Genomic DNA, 24,135 nt, shown 5'->3' with positions numbered 1-24,135 from the left:
ATGGACTATTCCCCCCTCATATCATTGATGCGCACACTGGCCTTGGATGCCGGTGCCAAGATTATGAAGGTCTATGCCGCCCCGGATTTTGAGGTTAGGTCAAAGTCTGACGAAAGCCCTGTAACCGAGGCGGATGAGGCAGCCGATGCCATTATCTCGGCGGGGTTGCGCGCGGCATATCCGGATGTAGTCCTGATCACCGAAGAGCAGGCCGACAGCCACGCGCTAAAGGCCTCTACCTTTCTGATCGTCGATCCGCTGGATGGCACCAAAGAGTTTGTAAAACGTCGCGGGGATTTCACCGTCAATATCGCCTATGTTGAAAACGGCATTCCCCAACGCGGCGTGGTCTATGCGCCGGCAAAGGGACGGTTGTTCTACACCCGTGCCGATGGCCAAACAGTAGAGGAAACAGGCGACCTCCTAAGGGAAAAACCCGGCCCCTGCCATGAAATCCATGTCTCCTCGCCAGATGACAGCGCGCTGATGGTCGTCGCCTCCAAGTCGCACCGCGATGCGGCCACCGATGCCTATATCGGCAAATATGCGGTGCGTGATATGACAAGCGCAGGCAGCAGCCTCAAGTTTTGTCTCCTCGCAACCGGAGAGGCCGATTTGTACCCCCGGCTTGGTCGCACGATGGAGTGGGACACAGCCGCCGGGGACGCCGTCTTGCGCGGCGCTGGTGGGCAGGTCGTGCACTTTGATACGCATGCACCTTTGGCCTATGGCAAAGCAGGCTGGGAGAACCCCTTCTTCATCGCCTATGCGCCGGGCGTTACCCTCAAGAAATGACCCCCACCAGCCTGATCATCGTAAGCCGCCACCGGGCGTGCGCGTTGATCCGCGCGCTGATGGGGGTGGCGCAAATGGACCATCCGGCGTTTGAGGTGATCGTTGTCGCCGATCCGGATGGTATTCGGGCGGCACAAACATTGGGCCTTCCGCTTAAGCTGGCGGAATATGACCAACCGAATATTTCTGCCGCACGCAATATCGGGCTTGGCTTGGCAGCGGCACCCGTGGTTGCCTTTCTGGATGATGACGCGGTGCCGGAACCATCATGGCTATCGCGGCTGGTGGCGCCCTTTTCTGACGCGCGCGTGACAGCGGCGGGCGGTTTTGTCTTGGGGCGGTCGGGGCTTGCGTGGCAATGGCAAGCCGCATGGGTGGATGGGGATGGCTTTGACCACCCGTTTGATGCGGGGCCTTCTACCAGCCTGCATTCCGGCACGGCATCGCGCGCGATCAAAACCCAAGGCACCAATTGTGCGTTCCGGCGTGAGGCACTGCTTGCCATCGGCGGCTTTGACGAGGGCTACCGTTTTTATCTGGATGAGGCGGATGTAAACTTGCGCCTTGCTGCCACTGGCGGGCTGACGGCGGTTGTGCCCGATGCGGTCGTGCATCACGGGTATGCGCCGTCGGCCCGCCGTCGCGCCGACCGTGTTCCGACCGACCTGACCGAGATCGGCCACAGCCTCGCCCTATTCACCACCCGCCACGGCATGCCTCAAACCGCATTGCCACGCCATATCGCAGAGCAAAAGGCACGCTTGATCCGCCATATGATCCGCGGCGCATTGGAGCCTCGCGATATCACACGGCTGATGGATGGGCTGTCGCGCGGCATCGCATCAGGCCAAAGCGCGGTCACCAAACGGATAGCCGCCGTAGGTGTCGCCCCGCCAGCTTTTTCACCCCTTCCAAACACCGGGCCGCGACCTGGCCGCTTCCTGTTTGGAGCCGCAAAGGACCGTACAGCATTACAAAAGACTGCCCTACGCGCGCGAAAAAAAGGTGAAGTCGTGACACTTATCTTGCTGTCGCGAGGCCTGTCCCCGCATAGGCACCGTTTCACCGAAAACGGGGTATGGGAACAGTCCGGCGGGCGCTTTGGCCGGAGTTTTCGCAATGGTAAACGCTTTGAATGGCGTAATGCCACCGCCCGAAAATTGATCGAATCGAAACGCCTAGCGCTCTATCGGCCCCTATAGGTTGCAAAAGGCCATTTATTGCGCAAAAATATAGGCGGTAATTGGCCAACTGTTTCCATTTTATAGATTTCTTGACAATTCATCCTTCAAATTGGATGCCAAGTTCACGGCGAATGTGTATACGCGACGAAATTTTACGACTTCTGTAAGGTAGGTAAATGAAAATCAAGAAAGTCACAAAAGCCGTTTTTCCTGTTGCTGGAATGGGAACGCGCTTTCTACCGGCGACAAAATCGATCCCTAAAGAGATCATGACCTTGGTTGACCGCCCCCTTATTCAATACGCAATTGATGAGGCGCGCGCGGCCGGCATTAAAGAGTTCATCTTTGTCACCTCACGTGGGAAATCTGCGCTAGAAGACTATTTTGACGTCGCCCCGGAATTGGAGGCGTCACTGCGCAAATCGGGCAAGACCGAACTGTTGGAAGTTCTGAAAGCGACCAATATGGACAGTGGCGCAATCGCCTATGTCCGGCAAAACCGTCCGATGGGGCTGGGGCACGCCGTTTGGTGTGCACGCCGCTTGATCGGGGATGAACCCTTTGCCGTTCTGCTGCCCGACGATGTTATTGCCGCGGAAAAGCCCTGCTTGCAGCAGATGGTTGAGGCCTATGCCGAAACCGGTGGCAACATGGTCGCAACCATGGAAGTGCCCCAAGAAAAGGCAGGCGCTTACGGTGTCTTGGATATTGCCGAGGATATGGGCTCGATTGTGCGGGCAAAAGGCATGGTGGAAAAGCCAAAAGCCGAAGACGCCCCATCCAACCTTGCCGTGATCGGGCGCTATATCCTGTCGCCAAAAGTCTTGAATGATCTTAACACGATGAAACAAGGCGTTGGTGGCGAGATCCAGTTGACGGATGCCATCGCACAGCAGATCCACGATGAAGATAACGTCTACGGTTATCGCTTCCAGGGTCAGCGCTATGATTGCGGCTCCAAAGCCGGGTTCTTGCAGGCGACGGTCGCCTTCGGCCTTGCCCGCCCCGAGTTTCAGGCAGAGTTCGGCGAATACCTTCATGAGTTGGTCGCCCAGCAAAAAGCTGCGCAATAAGCCATGGCCCCCCCGGCCCGGCTGCTTGACCTGACGCGTCTACTTTCACGCATAGGCAAAGGGCAGCCAACCGGGGTGGACAGGGTAGAGGCTGCCTATCTTGGGCAGCTTCTTGGTGCTCCGCTTCCTGTTTTCGGCCTGATTCGCAGCCAGCTTGGTTATTTATTACTGGACCGCGAAGGGATGGGCGCTTTTCAGGATTTGGTCAACGGACGTATACCGCTGCCCCGCGCCGATATCCTCTCTCGTTTGACGCAACGCAAAGATTCCCTACGCGCCAAGGCAGAGACCGCAGCCCGCAGGCTTTCCATCGCACGGGCGCGCCAAGGGCGCTTGCAGCAGATGTTGCAGCTGCACCTTCCGCAGGGGTTCTCTTACCTCAATGTCGGACACGCGAACCTGACAGACAAGGGCCTGACGGCGGTAAAGGCTGCGGGCGGGACTGTCTCGGTTATGCTCCATGACACAATTCCTATGGACCATCCGGCTTTCACACGTGCGGACACTGTCCAAAGCTTTGAACGCAAGCTGGCCGCAACCGCCACCCATGCCGATTTGGTTATCCACACTGCCTGCGTCACGCGCACGCTGACCGAGGGCCACCTGTCGCGCCATGGCCGCACACCTTCGGGCATCGTGGCGCCTTTGGGCATCCTCCCCCCCGATCCTGCGCCGGTTAGCCCGCGTGCCAAGCCTTACTTCGTGACGGTTGGCACGATTGAGCCGCGTAAAAACCATGCATTCCTTCTGGATCTATGGGAGACATTTCACCGCGACCTGCCCGACGAGAGCATTCCCGACCTGCTGATCCTTGGCCGTCGCGGCTGGGCGAATGAGGCGCTTTTTCAACGTCTTGATGCGCTGCCCTTCCTGAACCGCACTGTGTTTGAGATGCCGAACCTGCCCGACAGGCAGGTTATGGGCTTGCTTGCCAATGCGCGGGCGCTCCTGTTCCCCAGCCTCGTTGAGGGTTACGGCCTCCCCCCACTTGAGGCGGCAAGCCTCGGTGTCCCAGTGCTCCTGCCCCCCCTGCCTATCTACCGCGAAACCTTGGGGGAATACCCCGTTTACCTCGCTTTGGAGGATGGCTATTCTTGGCAGGAAGCAATCATCCGCTTCATGGCCAGAAGTGATGCTCAACAGCCTGCAGGATGGACACATGGGGCATCAAAACACCAAACGGGACTAATTCCGCGCTGGGAAGACCATTTCAACACTGTCTTAAGTATCGCTTGATACCGGTTAATGTGTAAGGGATCTCTACCCCATAATAAGGGCCTGCCTTTTGGAAAGTAACGTGTGAGCATTATCTCTCGATATCGGTTACGAATTGCCCGCAAACGCTGGCTGTTTCGTGCTTTTCGCAAGAGGCGCGAATTGATATCTATTGCCAAACGCACAAAAGCAATCAAACCCACCGATATTTTGCTCTTTTCTACACTTCGCAATGAACGTGTGCGCTTGCCATATTTCCTGAAATATTATCGCGGGTTGGGCATTAATCATTTTCTAATCGTCGACAATGATAGCGATGATGGGTCACGCGAATACCTTCAGGCGCAGGCGGATGTTTCTTTGTGGCACACGAAACATAGTTATAAACGGGCGCGTTTCGGCGTGGATTGGCTAAACTGGCTGCAAATGCGTTACGGGCATAATCACTGGACGCTGGTTGTCGATCCGGATGAATTCTTCATCTACCCCTTTTGCGACACCCGCCCATTGCGCGCGCTGACAGATTGGCTTGATGCATCATCGATCAAGTCCTTTTCGGCCATGCTGTTGGATATGTATCCCAAGGGGCCGATCAACACGCGGCCATACAAAGAGGGTCAGGATCCGTTCGAAATTGCCCAATGGTTTGACAGCGGCAATTACACGATCTCTCGCAACGCGAAATATGGCAACCTTTGGATACAGGGCGGGCCGCGTGCACGCGTCTTCTTTCCCGATGCACCAGAGCGTGCGCCTGCGCTAAACAAGACCCCTTTGGTGAAATGGCAATGGCGATACGCCTACGCCTCTTCGACCCATACGCTGCTGCCGCGCGGGTTGAACCTCGTCTATGACGAATGGGGCGGAGAAAAGGCAAGCGGCTGCCTGCTACATGCCAAATTTCTTGATACTTTCGCCTCCAAGGCAGAGGAGGAGATGAAGCGCAGGCAGCATTATGCCAATAGCCACGAATACAAAGCCTATAAGGCCGCGCTACAGGATAACCCCGACTTGTGGTGTAAATGGTCTGAAAAATATATCAACTGGCGCCAGTTGGAGATTTTGGGCCTGATGTCCAAGGGGAATTGGGCATGAGTGTTGGCATCATTATGCTGTGTCACACCGCCCTGGACCGCGCGGCACAGGTTGCGCGCCATTGGGCCAATCATGGCTGCCCTGTCGTGATCCACGTCGATAAACGCGTCCCATGCGCGGAATTCGAAGCACTACAATCCTCATTGGCGGACCTGCCCGATATCCGCTTTTCCGGACGCTATGCCTGCGAATGGGGAACCTGGGGAATTGTAGCCGCCACGCAAGCCGCCGCCATCATCATGTTGCAGGACTTTCCCGGCGCAAGCCATATCTACCTTGCGTCCGGCTCCTGTCTGCCACTGCGGCCAGTGCGCGAGCTTGCTGCATATCTGGACAGCCGTCCCCGTACCGATTTCATCGAATCCGTCACAACCGCAGATGTCGACTGGACGATTGGCGGGTTGGATCTTGAACGCTTCACATTGCGGTTTCCATTCTCATGGCGCAAACACCGCCACCTGTTTGACGGCTACGTCAAACTACAACGCCGTGTGCGCTTCAAACGAAAAATCCCGACAGGCGTTGTCCCGCATCTGGGCAGCCAATGGTGGTGCCTGACGCGCAGAACCCTCTCTGCCATTCTGGAAGACCCGGAGCGGCCGATAATTGACCGCTACTTTCGGCGCGTCTGGATTCCCGATGAATCCTACTTTCAAACACAGGTTAGACGGTTTTCATCGAATATCGAAAGCCGCTCCCTGACCCTGTCGAAATTCGACTTTCAGGGCAAACCGCATATTTTCTATGATGACCATCTGCAACTATTGCGGCGGTCTGACTGCTTTGTCGCGCGCAAAACCTGGCCCCATGCCAAAAAGCTCTACCGTGTTTTTCTGACCAAAGGGACCGAGCAGCAAACAGCAGCAGAACCCAACCCGGGTAAAATTGACCGCCTTTTTTCAAGGGCGATCGCGCGGCGGACAAAAGGGCGATCAGGTCTTTATATGCAAAGCCGGTTTCCCAACGAGGATTGGGAGAATGGCAAAAGCGCATCGCCATATTCAGTGTTTGAGGGGTTTTCCGACCTGTTCGAGAATTTCGAACCCTGGCTGGGAAAGATGACCGGAACGCGCGTACATGGGCATCTCTTCTCGCTGGAGCGGGTGGAATATTCAGGCCGCGAAGCGGTCTATAATGGTGCAATGTCCGATTCTGCCCCGATCCGCGACTACAATCCCAAAAGTTTCCTGTCGAACCTGCTGTGGAATACGCGGGGCGAGCGGCAATGTTTCCAATTCGGCCCGGCTGACAATCAGGCGATCAACTGGCAACTTGCCAAGGATCCCAATGCAACCATCTCCGTGATATCAGGAGCTTGGGCAGTGCCCTTGTTCAAGTCCAACCTGAATTTTTTGGAAATCCGGGAAAAGGCCGCGCGCCTGCAACGGCTGGAACAAGAGCACCTTAATATATTAAGCAGCCCTTGGACCAAGGCCCGATATCGCATTTGGAATCTGGCGGAATTCGTTGAGAACCCTATGGAACCCTTGCAATCCATAGTGGATGAAATCAGCCCCCGTGCGCTGCGCCGTCTGAACGAGGCGCCGCGCATGACCGACCTTTCCGGATTCGGTCAATTCCTGCAAAACCTGCGCAATCAGGGCATGCAGCCGATGCTGATGGGCGACTTTCCGGTTGACGACAATATACACCAAAACGCCGTCCGCAGGGGTCGGCCTTATCTGGTAAGGTAGCGCTTTGAAACGACCATTTGACAGCTTCGTCCTGCTTGCCGAAATGCGTACGGGCAGCAATTTTCTTGAGGCAAACCTCAATGCTATGCCCGGAGTGGCCTGCCATGGTGAAGCGTTCAACCCGCATTTCATCGGCAAGCTGAACCAAGAAGAGGCCTTCGGGGTCACATTGGCCCAGCGAGAGGCCGATCCGCTGTTGTTGTTGCAACACATGCGCAAGCAGACCGAGGGGCTTTCTGGGTTTCGGTATTTTCACGACCACGACCCGCGTGTTCTGCCTGCCGTTCTTACCGATCCTCGTTGCGCAAAAATTATTTTAACCCGCAATCCCGTGGAAAGCTATGTCAGCTGGAAAATCGCGCAGGCCACAGGCCAATGGAAACTGACGCAGGCAAAGCGCTTGAAAACGGCCAAGGCACATTTTGATGCGCCCGAATTTTCTGCTCATCTGGCACAATTGCAAGACTTCCAGCTGCGCCTGATGCACGGGTTGCAAACCAGTGGCCAAACCGCATTCTACATCGACTATGAGGATATCAACGACACCGATGTCCTAAACGGTCTTGCCCGGTTTCTGGGGATTGAAGGAACGCTCGCTGCGCCGGATACGACGCTCAAAAAGCAAAACCCCGAAGAGATCTCCGAAAAGGTAGAAAACTACGACGAAATGGCTGCGGCCCTTGCTGGGCTTGACCGTTTCAACCTGTCACGCACCCCGAATTTTGAGCCGCGTCGCGCCCCCGCGATCCCCTCATTCGTGGCTGCAGGCGGGGCGCTTTACATGCCACTGCGCGGAGGACCGGAAGAGGACGCTATGCAGTGGCTTTCGGGTCTGGGGCCCATGACAGGGAATTTCAGCCAGAAAACCCTGCGTCAATGGCTGCGCAATACGCCCAAACATCGCAGCTTTACCGTATTGCGCCATCCGGTTGCCCGTGCCCATGCCGGGTTTTGTAGCCAAATCCTGACAGGCGCCTTGCCGAAGATCCGGGACGGTTTGATCAAAAGCTACAAGATCGCGCTTCCCGAACCCGGCACAGTGATGCCGCTTAATGCCCACCGGCAAGCGTTCCTCGATTTTCTACGCTTCCTCAAACTTAACGTGGCAGGGCAAACCGGCCTGCGAATCGACCCGCATTTTGCCAGCCAAACCGCCGTGATCCAGGGTTTCGCGCAATTCCAAGGCCCCGACCTTGTATTGAGAGAGGAAAGCCTTGCCATGGGTCTTGGCTTTATCGCGACCGAGCTTGGTGTGGATTGCCCGCCCTTGCCCGCCACGCCCGATCCCTCAATGGGTATTCTGTCCCAAATCTATGACGAAGAGATCGAGGCCGCGACCCGCGACGCCTATAACCGTGATTACATCGGCTATGGCTTTGAGAACTGGGCCTAAAAATCCAAATCTGCGTAATGGGAGGGTGGCGGAAAACCCGGCACCTGATCGGCCAGTAGCGGGCGGAACGAGGGGCGCGATTTGATTTTCGCGTACCAATCCTTCACGTTGGTGGATCGGTTCCAATCAACATCAGAGATGTAATCAAGACAGCTAAGGTGCGCTGCCGCCGTAAAATCGGCGAGGGTCATCACATCGCCGGCAAGCCAACGGCGTTGATCGAGCAGCCATGCCATATAATCCAGATGGTATTTGATCCGCTGCGCCCCAAGCTTTACCGCCTTGCTGTCGGGGTAGCCCAGCTTCATCACCTTCTTGTTCACCCGCTCATAGACCAGGTTGGACGTGACCTCTTTGTGAAACTTGTCATCAAACCAAGCACAAAGCTTGCGCACCTCAAAGCGTTCCTCGGGATCGCGGGGCATCAGCGGAGGCGTCGGATGTGTTTCCTCCAGATATTCGCAGATTGCCTGGCTTTCGGTCAGCATCTTGCTGTCCATCTTCAGGATCGGCACCTTGCCTGCAGGATTGCGCCGTAAAAAATCGGCAGAGGGTTCCCAGTAGCGCTCCTCAACCAGTTCCACCTCCAGCTTTTTTTCCGCAAGAGTTAGCCGAACTTTCCGGCAAAACGGCGACAGGGGGAAGTGGTATAGACGGTTCATCAGATTGTAGCCTTCAACAAAGACGCCCAGTCCTTTTAGCTGGCATTGGGCGTAAAATTCAATCCCGCATCGCGCCTACTGCGCAAAACAAGCGGCCCTGCCATCGCGGCGAATCGTCTCCGCCCCATCCAGGATAGAGGCCGAACGTTTCCGCAACCGCGCGGTGGGGGTCTCGGCATTGCGGCCTTTGGGGTCAGGCAGCACCGCCGCCAATCGCGCCGCTTGTACCGGAGTCAGGCCCGAAGGCTCCACTGCGAAATAATGGGCGGCGGCGGCTTTGATGCCAAAGACGCCTTCATCAAACTCCGCCACGTTCAGATACACCTCAAGGATGCGGCGCTTGGACCAGACCAGCTCCACCATCGGGGTGATCACCGCCTCGGCGGCTTTGCGCGTGTAATTGCGGCCGTGCCACAAAAACACGTTTTTCACGACCTGCTGGCTAAGGGTGGAGGCACCGCGATTGCCCCCCTCATCGATCGCCGCACGGATCGCGCCCATATCAAACCCCCAATGGAGGCAGAAATTCGCATCCTCGGCCGCAACAGCAGAGCGCGCCATGACCGGGGCAATCTCATCCCAGCTGGCCCATTCATGTTTGACACCACCAAGGCGCTGCCCCTCTTTCCACATGTAAAGCGTTGTGGGCGGGTTGATGAGTGAAAACAACAGCACGATAAGGAAAACAACGGCCACAATCAGCAACACAGCCCGCGTGACCCAGCGCATCGGGCGCAGGGTCTTGGGTTTTGCTTTGGATTTTCTGCTGCGTTTTACCATGCCCCGTTAAGACACGAAGCCCGCCTGCGTTCAAGTCAGGACGCCGTAAAAACAAGGCCCGGCGAAGGATTCCGCCGGGCCTGTGCGTATTATTCTGCGGGCACCGCATCCCGCTCATCGCTCAGCGGATGTGGAATATGTACCAGCATCTCTTTGGGGCAGGCTTGCAGGAAATTTGCCCGCTCCTGCACCCAATCATTCAGGATCTCTTGGCCCTTCAAGCTACCGGTTTCCGCCACGTGACGTTCGATCAAGCCACGCAGCTGCGCCTCCCAATAGGGGTTGCTAACGGCACAGGTCACAAGGCTTTCAGGGTTGATGAAATCCTCGGCCACCCCTTCAGGATCATAGAGATAGGCCATGCCGCCTGTCATCCCCGCCCCAAAATTCGCCCCGATAGAGCCGAGAATAACCGCAACACCGCCAGTCATATATTCGCAACCGTTGGTGCCACAGCCTTCAATCACCACCGACGCACCCGAGTTGCGCACAGCAAAGCGTTCGCCGGCACGGCCACAGGCAAACAGGTTTCCATCGGTTGCGCCATAAAGCACGGTGTTCCCGATGATGGTGTTTTGCGACGCATCCAACCTGCTGGACATTTGCGGACGCACCACGATGGTCGCTCCCGAAAGGCCCTTGCCAACATAGTCATTCGCGTCGCCGTAAACCTCCAGCTTCAAACCCCGCGCCGCAAATGCGCCCAGCGATTGCCCACAAGAGCCTGACAGTTTTACCGTCAGGTGATCCTCTTGCAGGGTATTGCGCATGCCAAAGCGTTTCACGATATGGCTGGATGCGCGCGTGCCGATGGTCCGATGCGTGTTGCGCACGGCATAGGAAAGCTGCATCTTTTCGCCATCCTCAAAGAAGCGGGCGCCATCGCGGATGATCTCGGCATCCAGAGTATCCGGCACGGCATTGCGTGGCTTGGAGCGATCATAGGTGATCCGCTGCGCACCATCGACGGTAATCAACAACGGGTTCAGGTCCAGATCATCCAGATGCGCCGAGCCACGGCTGACCTGCGACAGCAAATCCGCGCGGCCGATGATTTCATCCAGCGAACGCACACCGATAGAGGCAAGGATTTCCCGAACCTCTTGCGCATAGAAAGTGATCAGGTTCACCACCTTATCCGCATTGCCGGTGAACTTCTTGCGCAGTTCGTCATTCTGGGTGCAAACGCCGACCGGGCAGGTGTTGCTTTGGCACTGGCGTACCATGATGCAGCCCATCGCGATCAGTGCCGCCGTGCCGATGCCGTATTCCTCGGCCCCCAGCATTGCCGCCATCACGATATCGCGCCCCGTACGCAGGCCGCCATCGGTCCGCAGGGTGACCCGTTCGCGCAGGTTGTTCATGCTCAACACCTGATGCGCCTCTGTCAGGCCCATCTCCCATGGCAGGCCCGCGTATTTGATCGAAGTGCCCGGACTTGCCCCGGTGCCGCCGTTATGCCCCGAGATCAGGATCACATCAGCCTTGGCCTTGGCCACCCCTGCCGCAATCGTACCAACACCAGAGCTCGACACCAGCTTCACCGTCACCTTGGCGCGCGGGTTGATCTGTTTCAGATCATAGATCAGCTGCGCCAGATCTTCGATGGAGTAGATATCATGGTGCGGCGGCGGCGAGATCAGCGTGACTCCCGGCGTCGAGTGGCGCAGCCGTGCGATCAACTCGGTGACCTTCATCCCCGGCAACTGCCCGCCTTCGCCCGGTTTCGCCCCTTGGGCGACCTTGATCTCCAGCTCTTCGCAGGCATTCAGATATTCTGCCGTCACGCCAAAGCGGCCAGAGGCGACCTGCTTGATCTTGGCCGAGGGGTTATCCCCATTGGCCTCAGGCAGGAAGTGCGCCGGATCTTCGCCGCCCTCGCCGCTGTCGGATTTGGCGCCGATGCGGTTCATTGCCACGTTCAGGGTTTTATGTGCCTCGGGCGAGAGCGCGCCCAGCGACATCCCCGGCGTCACAAACCGTTTGCGGATAGAGGTGATGCTTTCCACTTCCTCGATCGGCACAGGCTTGCCCAAGGACTTGATGGCCAGAAGGTCGCGCAGATGGATCGGCGGATTGGCCCGCATCGCGGCGGAATACTGCTTCCACAGATCAAAGCTGGCGCGGTCACAGGCCGATTGCAGCATATGCATCGTCTGCGCTTCCCATGCGTGCTTCTCGCCCGATTTCCGCGATTTATAGATGCCGCCTATAGGCAGAACATCCGCGCCGCCAAGCCAGCCGCGTGCGTGAACCTCTTCCAGCTTGTGCTGAATACCCGACACGCCGATGCCGGAAATCCGGCTGTGCATACCGGGGAAATATTCCGCAACCATCGCACGCGACAGGCCGACGGCCTCAAAGTTCAGCCCGCCACGATAGGACGACAGGACCGAAATCCCCATCTTCGACATGATCTTGAGAAGGCCCGCATCAATCGCCGCACGGTAGCGCGCCATTGCTTCGGTCAAGCTGCCTGCGATCAGATTGCGCGCGATCCGGTCGGCAATGCTGTCTTGTGCCAGATAGGCGTTCACCGTGGTCGCGCCACAGCCAATCAGCACCGCGAAATAATGCGGGTCGATACATTCGGCCGAGCGCAGGTTCATCGAGCAAAACGTCCGCAACCCTTTGCGCGTCAACCAACTGTGCACAGCACTTGTGGCCAAGATCATCGGCATCGCCACGCGGTCCGGCCCTTGGTGTTCATCCGTCAAAACCAGATGCCCGGCACCCGAGCGCACAGCATCCTCGGCCTCGGCGCGGATACGTTCCAAGCCTTGACGCAGCGCATCCGGACCCCTCGGGAAGGTACAATCAATCACCGACACCGTATCGCCGAAATGTGCCATCATCGCATCAAATTCGGCATTGGCGATAAACGGGCTTTCGAGCAGCAGAATTTCGGTCTGGCTGCTGCCCTCATCCAGCACGTTTTTCAAGTTCCCGAAACGCGTCTTCAGGCTCATCACCCTGCTTTCGCGCAAGGAGTCGATGGGCGGGTTGGTGACCTGACTAAAGTTCTGCCGAAAGAAATGCGACAGCGGCCGGTAGATCGACGACAACACGGCGGCAGGCGTATCATCCCCCATCGAGGCGATCATCTCTTTGCCATCCTCGGCCATCGGGGCCAGAACCTGTTCCAATTCCTCTAGCGAATAGCCTGCCGCGATCTGACGCTGGCGCAGATCTGTACCGGTAAAGCCGGCGTGTTCGGGCAGGTTGATCAGGTAGTCATTCAGCTCCACCACTTTTTCGATCCAGTCGCCAAAGGGCTGGGCAGAGGCCAGCTTATCCTTGAGCACCCCATCGTGATAAAGTTTGCCTTCCTGCATATCGACGGCAATCATCTGGCCCGGCCCAAGCGCGCCTTTTTCGCGCACATTGGCCTCATCCACCGGCACCATTCCCGCCTCGGAGCCTGCAATCAACAAGCCGTCGCCGGTGACAACATAGCGCATCGGGCGCAAACCGTTACGGTCAAGCCCACCGCAAACCCAACGGCCGTCGGTCATCGCCAAAGCGGCGGGACCATCCCATGGCTCCATCACGGCGTTGCAATAGGCGTACATATCGGCCCAAGCTTTGGGCATATCGGTCGTGGTTTTGCTCCATGCCTCTGGCACCAACATGGTCTTGGTAAAGGGCGCATTCCGCCCCGAGCGTACCATCACCTCAAACACCGCATCCAGCGCACCACTGTCCGAGGCACCTGCCGGAATGATCGGCTTGATATCCTCGGCCATGTCGCCAAAGGTGACAGAGGCCATGCGGATCTCATGGCTCCGCATCCAGTTCACGTTGCCCTTCAGGGTGTTAATCTCACCGTTATGGGCCAACATGCGGAACGGCTGGGCCAGCCACCACTGCGGGAATGTATTGGTGGAATAGCGCTGGTGATAAATCGCAAAGGCGGATTCAAAACGCTCATCCATCAGGTCGGGATAGAAAACCGCGACCTCCTCGGCCAGCATCATACCCTTATAGATGATCGATCGGCACGAGAGACTGCACAGATACAGCCCGCCGATTTGCGCAGCAGCAGCGGCTTTTTCGATACGGCGGCGGATGATATACAACTCGCGCTCAAACTGTTCTTGTTCAATGTCCTGATTACAACGGATCAGGATTTGCTCGATCTCGGGGCGGGTGGCATTTGCCTTTTCGCCCAGAACAGAGGTTTCAACCGGCACATGCCGCCAGCCATAAATCGCGTGACCCATGCGCAGAACTTCGGTTTCAACGATGGTCCGGCACCGTTCCTGTGCGCCAAAATCAGTGCGCGGCAAGAAGACCTGACCGACGGCAATCATCTTGCTGGTATCAGGTTCATGCCCTGTTCTGCGCACCTGATCATAGAAGAATTCCACCGGAATCTGCACATGGATCCCCGCGCCATCGCCGGTTTTGCCATCAGCATCCACCGCCCCGCGGTGCCAGATCGCCTTAAGCGCGTTGATGCCGTTTTGCACGACCGAACGGCTCGGCTCCCCCGAGATGGAAACGACCAACCCGACCCCGCAAGAGGCGTGCTCATCCTCGGATTTATAAAGGCTGTTCGCGTCCATGTAGGCGCGTTTCGCTTCCTCGGCAGCAACCCAGGCAGCATCGTAAACGGGGGAATTCGTCATTGGTTTTGCTCCGTCAGAAAAATTACAGGTGTCGCTTTACGCGTCTTCATCATCCATTTCGCCCAGCATCCGAGCATAGACCTCATTGGGGGACATCGTCCAAGGGAAGGCCTCGCCCTGGTCATAGGCGTTGCGCCAGATGTGGTAGCTGTCTTCAAACACCGCTTCATCGACATAAAACGGGTCGGCCTCCATAAACTCGGCCGTCATAACGACGCCTTGCCAAAAGGGCGCCATTTCGATCACGGGGCTGCCCTCTTCGGCGGCGCGGACCATCAGGCTTAGCACCGGCTCTGCGGCGACACCTTCAAGGTCTTCGGGCAGGTCTACGCGGCCCAGCCAGATGACCACAGGGTCAAATCCGTCTTGCTCGCTGGTGTAGAATTCGCCGGTTTCCAGCTCAATTTCCATTTGCGGACCCTTTGGAATAATTGCTTAAAATCGCATCACATTCGAACACAGGCTGGTTGGAAAAGAACCCCGGCTCATCGGGAAAGATAAATTCCACAGGGCTGCCATCCATCGGCAAATAACCATCACCACCGTCCCATTCCGACGGGCCGGCAAAGAAAATCCGCCATTCGGGATGGATATATTCAACCCCGCGCGACCGGCGCAGCAAATTGCCCTCGCGATCCGTCTCGCTATATTCAAATTCGGTTTCCTGCAGGGTTATGCCGTCAATCTGAACCGATCTTCCGGTCAAACGGTCAAAACCGCGCACGCTGCTGCGTTCCCCGTTGTCGCGGGTCAGGTTGAACGAAAAGCTGTCCAATCCGCCCAACAGCTCGGTAAACGAGGCCGGATCTTCGGCCCCCGCATCCAGCGTCTGGCGCACCATCGGGTTTATATCGAGGCTTTCAACCCACTGCCCCTCAGCATCCACACGGCTGACGAAAAACAGCCCTTGCTGGTCGAAATCCGCGCGCCATTGGTCGCCCGGCGCATCTTGGGTGCAGGTATAATAGTTTGACACGCGGCACGACCGCGACTGCACCGTCAAATAGCCGCTACAGCCCGCAGGCGGGTTAAACGCACCAGCAGCCGCCCCCGTTGGGGCAGTCAAAACTACAAGCAACGCCACGATCAAACCGCGCATATCCGAACCTTTCCGTTCACTTCAAACCCATCGACGTGGTTACTCTGCCGCGACCGTTTGCTCTTGCGAGATATAAGCCAGCATTGCCGCCGCCGCCTCACGCCCGTCACGGATCGCCCAGACCACAAGGCTGGCGCCACGCACGATATCGCCCACGGCATAGACGCCGGGCAGATTGGTCGCGTGGGTCTCGAAATCAGCCTTGATGGTGCCCCAGCGGGTTACGCCCAGTTCCGGCTGGTCCCAGAGGGTTGGCAGGTCTTCCGGTTCAAACCCCAGTGCCATGATCGCCAGATCGGCAGGTTCGACATAATCGGCACCCTCGATGACTTCGGGGCTTTGGCGGCCCGTCGCATCCGGCGCGCCAAGGCGCATCTTTTGCACCATCACGCCATCCACGGATTCACCGCCGGTGAAACCCTTGGGCGCAGAAAGCCAAACAAATTCAACGCCTTCTTCTTCGGCATTTTGGGTTTCGCGCTGGCTGCCCGGCATGTTCGCCTTGTCGCGACGATACAGGCATTTAACGCTAATCGCCCCTTCGCGGATCGCCGTGCGCACACAGTCCATCGCCGTATCACCACCGCCGATTACCACCACCCGCTTGCCCGCCGCGTTCAGCGTGCCATTGTCATATTCGGGCACATCATCGCCAAAGCTTTTGCGGTTGCTGGCTGTCAGAAACTCCAGCGCGGGAACAATCCCTTTTGCGTCGACGCCGGGCACAGGCAGGTCGCGGGCCTGATAGACGCCCGTGGCGATCAAAACTGCATCATGCCGCCCCCGGATCGCATCAAAAGTCAAATCCTTGCCGACAGTGCAATTCATCACAAATTGCACGCCTGCTGTTTCAAGCTGCTCAACCCGCTGCATCACAATGGGTTTTTCCAGTTTGAAGCCGGGAATGCCATAGGTCATCAACCCGCCTGCCCGGTCATAGCTGTCATATACCGTGACCTGCACACCCGCGCGGCGCAACACATCCGCAGCAGAAAGACCGCCCGGCCCCGCGCCGATGATGCCAACGCTTTCGGTACGTTCTTGCAACGGCTTGATCGGCTTTACCCAGCCGTTTTCCCAAGCGGTATCCGTCAGGTATTTCTCTACCGAGCCGATGGTAACCGTACCGTGGCCCGATTGCTCGATCACACAGTTACCTTCGCAAAGCCGGTCTTGCGGGCAAATGCGGCCGCAAATCTCGGGGAAGGTGTTGGTGGCCTGCGAAAGCTCATAGGCTTCTTGCAGACGGCCTTGGGCGGTCAGGCGCAGCCAGTCGGGGATGTTATTGTGCAAAGGGCAATGCGATTGGCAATATGGCACGCCGCATTGGCTACAGCGCGCGGCCTGCTCTGCCGCTTTGTCGCCCGCATATTCGCGGTAGATTTCATGAAAATCCTGGGCCCGCAAATCAGGTGGGCGCTTTTCCGGCATCTCACGGGCAACCGTAACGAAGCGAAGCATTTGTTCCTTGGCCATAACGGCGCCTCCCTGATTAATTTGGTCAGAGTGACGTGATACTGCGCCGCCCAACAAATTAAAAGTCAGCAACACTTACCTAAATGGCGGTATTTTTCGAAATTCAATCCCGGTTCGGTATTTTTTTACCAATTATAGGTCAGTACGCATTACCTACCGCCTTAATAGCCCAGCGAGAGCGCCACAAAAGCAAGCGCGCCAACGATGATTCGCCACCAGCCGAACAGGGCGTACCCGTGGCGACTGACATACCCCAAAAGCCAGCGAACAACGAAAATGGCTGATATGAACGCGGCCACAAAGCCGATGGCAATCTCGTTGATCGCGCCAGAATCCAGCACGTCGTAATTCTTGTAGAGGTCGTAGGCGAAAGCGCCGCCCATCGTCGGCATCGACAGGAAAAACGAAAACTCGGCAGCGGCACGCTTGTTTGCGCCCAACATCAGGGCACCAACAATCGTCGCCCCAGACCGGGACACGCCCGGAATCATCGCAAGGCACTGGATAAACCCGATCTTGAGCGCGACACCCAGCGGCAGTTTCATCGCATCGTCATAGCGCGGTTCCGGCGCAATGCGGTCCACGAACACCAAAACGATGCCACCAAGGATCAGCATCACCGAAATCAAACGCGGGCTTTCAAAAAGAACTGTTTTGATGAAATCATGCGCCAGCACACCAATGAAAACCGCAGGCAAAAACGCAACCAGCACCGAAAGAATGGTCCGCCGCGCAGCAGGGTCATGCGGGGCAGCGCTGAACAAAGCCCACAGTTTTGCCGCATAGACCGACAAAACAGCAAGCACAGCGCCCAGCTGGATCACCACCTCAAACGACTTGCCAGAGCTTTCAAAGCCAATAAAATGACCGGCCAACAGAATATGACCCGTAGAGGAAACAGGAATAAACTCCGTCAGCCCCTCAAGAACACCCAAGAACAGGGCTGCCAGAGTGGTATCGGCCATCGTCGGCCCTTTCTTATATCAAACTTTGCGAAGGTTTTTCGCGCTATCTTTAATCGCGGCGTACTGACCCGACGGACGGAAGCGCCACAGGTATTCGGGCAGCATCGCATCCATTGACACGGGCTTAATCCCCAGATCGGCAAAACCCTTCGCGCCCTCGGCAACCACGTTATCGGTCGTCAGGCTCTTTACCTGATCGCGGGTCAGGACTTTATTCTTCACCAGACCGCCGGTCAGAATGGACAAAAAGTCAAAAATGGCCGCCATCGCAGAAGCCGCGAAAAACGGGATGTTCATAACAAGACGACGCCGCTGGATCACACCCAGCATCTTTTTCATCAGATCGCGAAAGCTGGCCGCCTCTGGCCCGCCAAGCTCATACACCCCCGGAGCGGCCGCGCCGGTTGCTGCCATTTCAGCGGCCAAGGCCACATCATCGACGAAAACCGGCTGGAACCGCGTGTTCGCGCCAACGACAGGCAGGATAGGCGTCAAGCCCGACATACCGGCAAAACGGTTGAAGAAACCATCCTCGGTCCCGAAAATGACTGAAGGGCGCAGAATTGTAGCACTTGGGAACGCCGCCAAAACGGCTGCCTCACCTTGTGCCTTCGTGCGCGAATATTCGCTTTCCGCATCGGCGTCCGCCCCGATAGAGGAGATTTGCACCAGCCGCTCCACGCCGCCCTCGGCTGCGATACGCGCGATGCGGCCCGCACCCTCAGCCTGAACTGCCGCAAAATTATTCTTGCCACGCGCATCAAAGGTGCCAACGCAGTTGATCACCGCCTCTGCGCCCTGCAATGCCCGCCGAACCGACGCATCATCGCGAATGTTGCACAAAACCGGCTCCACCTGACCAACGACACCGTAGGTCCGCACAAAGATCGCCTCATTCGGTCGGCGCACCGCAACGCGCACCCGCCATCCTGCTTGTGCCATTCGCCGGGCAATGTAGCGCCCTACAAAACCCGAACCGCCATAGATCGTGACCCGTTTGCTCATCCGTCCTGCCTCCATCTGGAAAGCTTTTCATACGGTCATCTGCATATCCCTCCAAGCCTTTTCAAACAAGCAACAAAAGACCGCATGATTTTTGTTTAATCCCCGTTGACAGTACCGCACCCTCGCATTACACCGCCCCCACGACACCTGCCCAGGTGGCGGAACTGGTAGACGCGCACGGTTCAGGTCCGTGTGCCGCAAGGCGTGGAGGTTCGAGTCCTCTCCTGGGCACCAAAGTCAACCCCTTAAAATTAATGTTATATGATTTTAAGGGGGTTTTGGCATCTTTTTCTCTAAATGTGCCACACAACCTGTCCCACATTGAAGAGTAATACTTAGTGTCTTGGTCTTGGCCTGAACTTGACCGAAGCTCAGGCCATCCCTCAAGACATCTTCAAGGCGGACAATGCGCTGGACAGGATTCATCTACGAAGGCCGCGTGGCTGCTGAAAAATGACAAAGACCTTTTCCGCAAGTGATCGCACCCGCAGAATGTATATCCATCGTAGATGACAACTTGCCGATAAAGAGCTCCTCTCGATGATAGCCTGGCGACGTCAAGCTAACCGCCCAGGCAGTCGCAGACAACGGTCTGATATGGTCACCTTGGCACATATCAAAGAACAATCCCGTCTCAGCCTTGGCAGCTATGGCAGGCCGCGCATGACTGAAGAACTGAAAGAGATAGGCTTGGATATTGGCCATCGTCGCGTGGGGCGTTTGATGCGCCAGAACAGTATATCTGTGGTCAGAACGCGCAAACATAAAGCCACGACGGACAGCAATCATAAGTTCAATATTGCGCCGAACTTGCTGGACCGTGAGTTCTCAGCGGACCAACCAAACCAGAAATGGGCTGGTGACATTACCTATATTTGGACGCGTGAGGGATGGCTGTATCTCGCTGTGATACTGGACCTGCATTCAAGGCGCGTGATCGGCTGGGCCATAAGTAACCGCATGAAACGGGATCTGGCGATCCGGGCATTGAACATGGCAATAGCCTTCCTAGCGCCGCCGAAGGGCTGCATTCATCACACGGATCGCGGATCGCAATATTGTTCGCACGACTATCAGAAAATCCTGCGACAGCACGACTTCGAAGTGTCCATGAGTGGCAAAGGAAATTGCTATGACAATGCGGCTGTTGAGACGTTCTTCAAAACCATCAAAGCGGAACTGATCTGGCGCAGATCTTGGGAAACGCGCAGGCAGGCCGAGATGGCGATCTTTGAATACATCAATGATGGGGTGGATGCCCCACCCGGCGGCATCGCAATGTGCCAGAATGATAGCAGCTTAAACTGTCATACAAAGGAAGAGCATCCATGGAGAATGTTAGCATAGTAGGAATTGATTTAGCAAAACGGAGCTTCCAGCTGCACGGGGCTGCCGCTGATGGTTCTGTCGTGTTCCGCAAGAAATTGTCGCGCCCTCAGCTTACCGCGTTCCTGAGTGAGCTTCCAAAGTGCGTTGTTGCGATGGAGGCTTGCGCTACATCCCATTATTGGGGGCGTGAGATTGGCAAGCTTGGCCACGAGGCGCGCCTTATTCCACCTGTTTACGTTAAGCCGTTTGTGAAGCGTCAAAAGAACGACGCAAATGACGCAGAAGCGATCGCTGAGGCGGCATCGCGCCCGACGATGCGCTACGTCTCGGTCAAAAGCGCAGAACAACAGTCGCAGGGCATGGTCTTTCGAACACGCGATTTATTTGTCCGCCAACGCTCCCAGTTGGTAAACGCTTTGCGGGGTCATTTAGCAGAATACGGTGTCGTCGTCGCTCAAGGGATGGTTCAGTTTAGACGAATAATAGCCAGCTTTGATGAAGTCGCGGTTGACCTGCCCGCGCAAATTCTAAGCCTTTGCCAAGCATACATTGATCAGATCGCTCTTTTTGACGAAAGGATTGTGGTGCTGGATCACGAGATCAAAGGCCGAGCAAAAACAGATGAAGCAACATCACGGCTTATGACGATCCCCGGAGTTGGGCCTATGTGTGCTACGACCATTCAGGCCTTCGCGCCACCAATGGAAGAATTTTCTAATGGGCGTGAGTTTGCAGCTTGGTGCGGGCTTGTACCAAGGCAGAAGTCGACCGGTGGGCGACAAATCCTGGGTAGAACCTCAAAAATGGGGCAGCGCGATATAAGGCGATTGCTGATCACAGGCGCAATGGCCGTCATCCGTTGGGCCATCCGGAAAGGTCCACCACCTGGATCATGGCTTGCCAAGATGCTGGCGCGCAAGCCTCGTATGCTGGTGGCGACTGCCCTGGCAAACAAGCTTGCCCGTACCGTTTGGGCGTTAACAACCACAAAAGAGAACTATCGAATTCCACCGCTGGCTACATAAGCTTTGCACCATGCGTTGGAGTAAACCGGCAATGTGAGAAGGGCGAAGGAGAGTAAGGAACAACGGTCATAAGACGGGGTTGGGAAAACCAGATAGAAGCCAGGAGCCTTGTGCTCGCATCAACGATTTGGACCCGATCCACGGACACCATACAGGCCAGCGGCGTGTGAAAGCCGCATTCAAAGGCCGGACACACGACTGCACTGATCACTTGTTCCAAGCAATCTGAAAAACTTCTTGCATTGAAAGGGGCATCCACACACGGCTTCTACAATCCGCGACGACGCCACTCAGCATTGGGTTGGAAAAGTCCGGTCGCTTTTGAACGAAAGGTGGCTTAAACGAGCACTTGGAGCGGCACGAAAGCGCGACAGGTCCACAATGCCTCGGCAAAGCCGTCAGCAAGCAAGCAAAGCTCCTCAACCACTGGGTCCGCGGGATCGATGGCTGCGAAGTAGCCGGATTGCGCTTTGCCAGGATCATCAACGTGCTTCAGAAATAGGATGTCCCCCAAAGCGCTAAGAAGGCCGAATGTTCGACGGGACAACACCATCTCTTCGCTCAGAGCATCAGAAATCATTTCAACGAGGTGTGCTGGGTCGCACGCACGCTACGCCTTAATACAGGCCACATCGATTACGATCGAGGCGCCCAGCCAGAGCCATCCCGGTGAGTTCTACGATATCCACATCCATGCATCTGGCCTACCTCTCGGAGCGGGCGTAGAAATCAGTGGAGATGCCGTTCGGGACCGTCGAGGCATCGAACAGATCACTCGGGGCTGGAACACATACCGCGTCGTGGCCCCTGTCGAGCCCGGCTTCTTCGATCTCACAGCCCACCTATATGCAGTCGATGAAGGTAATCCTGAAGTTTGTGCAATATTGACACCGACCCAGGCTATATGGATGCCCCCATCCGCCATATGCCTGTCTCACGGGCTCAGTTCAGCACGCACCCAGATCGAGATTGTGAGTACTCGCTGAGGCGATGTGCTTGACCAACACGAATTGCGGACACCCCCATGTTTTTGACTTGGAATGAAAAAAGACAACCTCCTTATGAGTTGAACTGCCCTCAACGTAGAGCCATTCAATTTCAGACACCCAAGGCACTTCCGTCTGCGGTCCGAACTCGTGGTCGATACGCAAGGGAACTTTACGGCTTGCTGCCCGTTCGGTCACGCCCGGCGCGGCCCAAGTGACAGCCTTAGGGCAAGCACTCGACCAATCACCAAGCGATACGTAATGTATCCAGTTGGGCGCAACCAGATGCTCTACCGGTCCCAAAGCTTGGACGGCCTCGAGCAAAGGGTGTGACAAGACAATTGGCGAGTGCACCCATAAGCCGCCTGCAGCCAGCCGAATGATAGTCATTCTGGTAGGAAACGGCATCCCGTAGTAACGGACATGCGGTCCGTCAACGATCCAAACATCTGGTGCCACTGACTTCAGCACGTTCAACGGCTCATATCCCATTCGTATCGCTCCAAATCACGGTATCCGTAAGCGCAGATAGCACAATTTGCAAAGTTCGGATCACGGGTCATGTCAGAGGGTACGAATGGCTCATTCCGGACCTTGATGCGTTGCGCGGCTAACGGCAGGTTCGAGCCCACTATACCGGGTGCCGTGCAACGCATGAATATCCGCAATCAGTATCTTACTGGGGCCAAATCACTGGACAATTGAGCAACCTGCCTAAATGATTGAGCAAATAAGAAGATCGAGGTATTCCCGAATGCATTTTACTCCAACATGGGAGCTACTCCGCTCATTTGGTAATTCAAGATTCGCTAAACTTAGCGTCTTCGTCCCAGTTTTTGGATATTTCATTATTTTCAACGACGCCTTTGTGTCACTGATTGGATCGTCGATGGAATGGGCATTTGTTGCATTTCAGAGTGCTGCTTGCAGTGACGCTGGTGATTTGTGGTCTGTGAACTTCAGGAGCTCGTTGCCTGTCATATCAAATTAGGACCGGTCAACCGCTGTGTGTCAATGGCGGTCGCAAATTGGACCATTAGGGCGGCGTAAAAGTAGGCCATTTTGGGGGAGTAACGTGTCTGCTTTTAGATGTGCGCCCGGGGACCTGCGGCTCATCATAAAGCAAGCGGGTTCCCGGGCGCGTTGCCCCGAAAGGGGCAACTCTTGATCATCTGCTTTGAGTTGCTTTTCGACTTTGCGCGAGGCGATAGCTTTCACCATTCATCTCAAGGATTGAGCCGTGGTGTGTGAGACGATCCAACAGCGCGCCAGTAAGCCTTTCGGAGCCGAGTGTCCCCGTCCATTCCTCGAAGGGGAGATTGCTGGTAAGTGCGTCTGGGGTAAAGGGGGAGAACGTCCTACACCCGATTTGTGCAACAAAGCCGGTTCGCGGGGTCCGACGTTCATCTGATGCGGAACTTCGGGAAGGAATTCGGTGGCACATTCGATGGTGAGGTGGGTGTCCATCGAACTGTGGACCTTGGACGCACTTTCAGGTCTGTCGACAAGATTGCGTTTGCAGCGCGCAATTTTGTTTTGAAGAACCCGACACAATTGGTGAAATCCGTCATTCCTGCCGCAACAACGACTGAGCCAGCAATTCATGTAGTGTCCGCGTTCCAGCACAATGGCGAGCAGAAACTTGCTGAAGTATTGTCACGGCTGACGGTGCGGCCATGATCGCGTTTCCGGCGGGCACGAAGGTTTGGATTGCGGGTGGGGTGACGG

General features: G+C 56.4%; 17 protein-coding genes, 1 tRNA gene and 3 pseudogenes. 11 read left to right on the top strand and 10 right to left on the bottom strand.

The window, feature by feature from the left end; translation table 11 throughout:
* From cysQ to EOK75_RS10330, 7 genes are all read left to right on the top strand, one after another.
* Positions 1-795, top strand: a complete 795-nt coding sequence (cysQ, locus tag EOK75_RS10360; protein WP_137193881.1) for a 3'(2'),5'-bisphosphate nucleotidase CysQ — start codon at positions 1-3, stop codon at positions 793-795.
* A complete protein-coding gene (locus EOK75_RS10355; protein WP_137193880.1) occupies positions 792-1,997 on the top strand; it encodes a glycosyltransferase family 2 protein in 1,206 nt (401 codons plus the stop codon). The genes cysQ and EOK75_RS10355 overlap by 4 nt, the downstream gene beginning before the upstream one ends.
* Before the next feature lie 158 nt (positions 1,998-2,155).
* On the top strand, positions 2,156-3,052 hold the full coding sequence (galU, locus tag EOK75_RS10350) for a UTP--glucose-1-phosphate uridylyltransferase GalU (RefSeq protein ID WP_137193879.1): 897 nt from the start codon (positions 2,156-2,158) through the stop codon (positions 3,050-3,052).
* A 3-nt stretch (positions 3,053-3,055) separates the two neighbouring features.
* Complete coding sequence (locus tag EOK75_RS10345) at positions 3,056-4,288, top strand: glycosyltransferase (RefSeq protein WP_137193878.1); 1,233 nt, start codon at positions 3,056-3,058, stop codon at positions 4,286-4,288.
* A gap of 63 nt (positions 4,289-4,351) precedes the next feature.
* Complete coding sequence (locus EOK75_RS10340) at positions 4,352-5,362, top strand: glycosyltransferase family 2 protein (protein WP_137193877.1); 1,011 nt, start codon at positions 4,352-4,354, stop codon at positions 5,360-5,362.
* Complete coding sequence (locus EOK75_RS10335) at positions 5,359-7,056, top strand: DUF5927 domain-containing protein (RefSeq protein WP_137193876.1); 1,698 nt, start codon at positions 5,359-5,361, stop codon at positions 7,054-7,056. Before EOK75_RS10340 ends, EOK75_RS10335 begins: the two co-directional genes overlap by 4 nt.
* 4 nt (positions 7,057-7,060) lie before the next feature.
* Positions 7,061-8,449, top strand: coding sequence for a sulfotransferase (locus EOK75_RS10330; protein WP_137193875.1), 1,389 nt, complete (start codon positions 7,061-7,063; stop codon positions 8,447-8,449).
* Here the strand turns inward: EOK75_RS10330 and fzlA are convergent.
* The 8 genes from fzlA to EOK75_RS10290 form a co-directional block, all read right to left on the bottom strand.
* The gene (gene fzlA, locus EOK75_RS10325) at positions 8,446-9,111 is read right to left on the bottom strand and encodes an FtsZ-binding protein FzlA (protein WP_137193874.1); all 666 of its coding nucleotides are present in this window, start codon (positions 9,109-9,111) and stop codon (positions 8,446-8,448) included. The two genes, EOK75_RS10330 and fzlA, sit on opposite strands and share 4 nt — an antisense overlap.
* A gap of 75 nt (positions 9,112-9,186) precedes the next feature.
* Positions 9,187-9,840 (bottom strand): monofunctional biosynthetic peptidoglycan transglycosylase, encoded by a 654-nt coding sequence (mtgA, locus tag EOK75_RS10320; protein ID WP_240794050.1) that lies wholly within the window; start codon positions 9,838-9,840, stop codon positions 9,187-9,189.
* A 140-nt stretch (positions 9,841-9,980) separates the two neighbouring features.
* Positions 9,981-14,522 (bottom strand): glutamate synthase large subunit, encoded by a 4,542-nt coding sequence (gltB, locus tag EOK75_RS10315; protein ID WP_137193872.1) that lies wholly within the window; start codon positions 14,520-14,522, stop codon positions 9,981-9,983.
* 36 nt (positions 14,523-14,558) lie between these two features.
* The gene (locus EOK75_RS10310) at positions 14,559-14,933 is read right to left on the bottom strand and encodes a hypothetical protein (protein WP_137193871.1); all 375 of its coding nucleotides are present in this window, start codon (positions 14,931-14,933) and stop codon (positions 14,559-14,561) included.
* On the bottom strand, positions 14,923-15,621 hold the full coding sequence (locus EOK75_RS10305; RefSeq protein ID WP_137193870.1) for a hypothetical protein: 699 nt from the start codon (positions 15,619-15,621) through the stop codon (positions 14,923-14,925). Before EOK75_RS10305 ends, EOK75_RS10310 begins: the two co-directional genes overlap by 11 nt.
* Positions 15,622-15,660: 39 nt before the next feature.
* A complete protein-coding gene (locus EOK75_RS10300) occupies positions 15,661-17,097 on the bottom strand; it encodes an NAD(P)-dependent oxidoreductase (RefSeq protein WP_137193869.1) in 1,437 nt (478 codons plus the stop codon).
* Positions 17,098-17,258: 161 nt separating this feature from the next.
* The gene (locus tag EOK75_RS10295) at positions 17,259-18,062 is read right to left on the bottom strand and encodes an undecaprenyl-diphosphate phosphatase (RefSeq protein ID WP_137193868.1); all 804 of its coding nucleotides are present in this window, start codon (positions 18,060-18,062) and stop codon (positions 17,259-17,261) included.
* Between the two features lie 18 nt (positions 18,063-18,080).
* The gene (locus EOK75_RS10290) at positions 18,081-19,067 is read right to left on the bottom strand and encodes a complex I NDUFA9 subunit family protein (RefSeq protein ID WP_137193867.1); all 987 of its coding nucleotides are present in this window, start codon (positions 19,065-19,067) and stop codon (positions 18,081-18,083) included.
* Positions 19,068-19,216: 149 nt separating this feature from the next.
* Here EOK75_RS10290 and EOK75_RS10285 point away from each other — a divergent pair.
* The 3 genes and pseudogenes from EOK75_RS10285 (at position 19,217) to EOK75_RS10275 (ending at position 21,421) form a co-directional block, all read left to right on the top strand.
* Positions 19,217-19,301: transfer RNA gene (locus EOK75_RS10285), tRNA-Leu, on the top strand.
* A gap of 312 nt (positions 19,302-19,613) precedes the next feature.
* Positions 19,614-20,312: pseudogene (locus EOK75_RS10280) on the top strand (IS3 family transposase); the annotation flags it as partial.
* Between the two features lie 83 nt (positions 20,313-20,395).
* A complete protein-coding gene (locus tag EOK75_RS10275) occupies positions 20,396-21,421 on the top strand; it encodes an IS110 family RNA-guided transposase (protein WP_137192924.1) in 1,026 nt (341 codons plus the stop codon).
* A 947-nt stretch (positions 21,422-22,368) separates the two neighbouring features.
* On the opposite strand, the gene EOK75_RS10270 is transcribed toward EOK75_RS10275, so the two are convergent.
* Together EOK75_RS10270 and EOK75_RS10265 are read right to left on the bottom strand one after the other, a co-directional pair.
* Positions 22,369-22,899 carry a DUF4336 domain-containing protein gene (locus EOK75_RS10270; RefSeq protein ID WP_137193866.1) on the bottom strand — a complete coding sequence of 177 codons (531 nt, stop codon included), beginning with the start codon at positions 22,897-22,899 and terminating at the stop codon, positions 22,369-22,371.
* Between the two features lie 676 nt (positions 22,900-23,575).
* Positions 23,576-23,737, bottom strand: a pseudogene (locus tag EOK75_RS10265) (ATP-binding protein); the annotation flags it as partial.
* A 53-nt stretch (positions 23,738-23,790) separates the two neighbouring features.
* Between EOK75_RS10265 and EOK75_RS21400 the strand changes: the two are divergent.
* Positions 23,791-24,075 (top strand): annotated as a pseudogene (locus EOK75_RS21400) (UvrD-helicase domain-containing protein); the annotation flags it as partial.
* Positions 24,076-24,135: the final 60 nt, after the last annotated feature.

Origin of the sequence: Pseudorhodobacter turbinis (genome assembly GCF_005234135.1) — a bacterium.
In the GTDB taxonomy this organism is placed as follows: domain Bacteria; phylum Pseudomonadota; class Alphaproteobacteria; order Rhodobacterales; family Rhodobacteraceae; genus Pseudorhodobacter; species Pseudorhodobacter turbinis.
The sequence above is the reverse complement of the archived record's forward strand: the minus strand, read 5'-3'. Positions and strand labels throughout refer to the sequence as shown.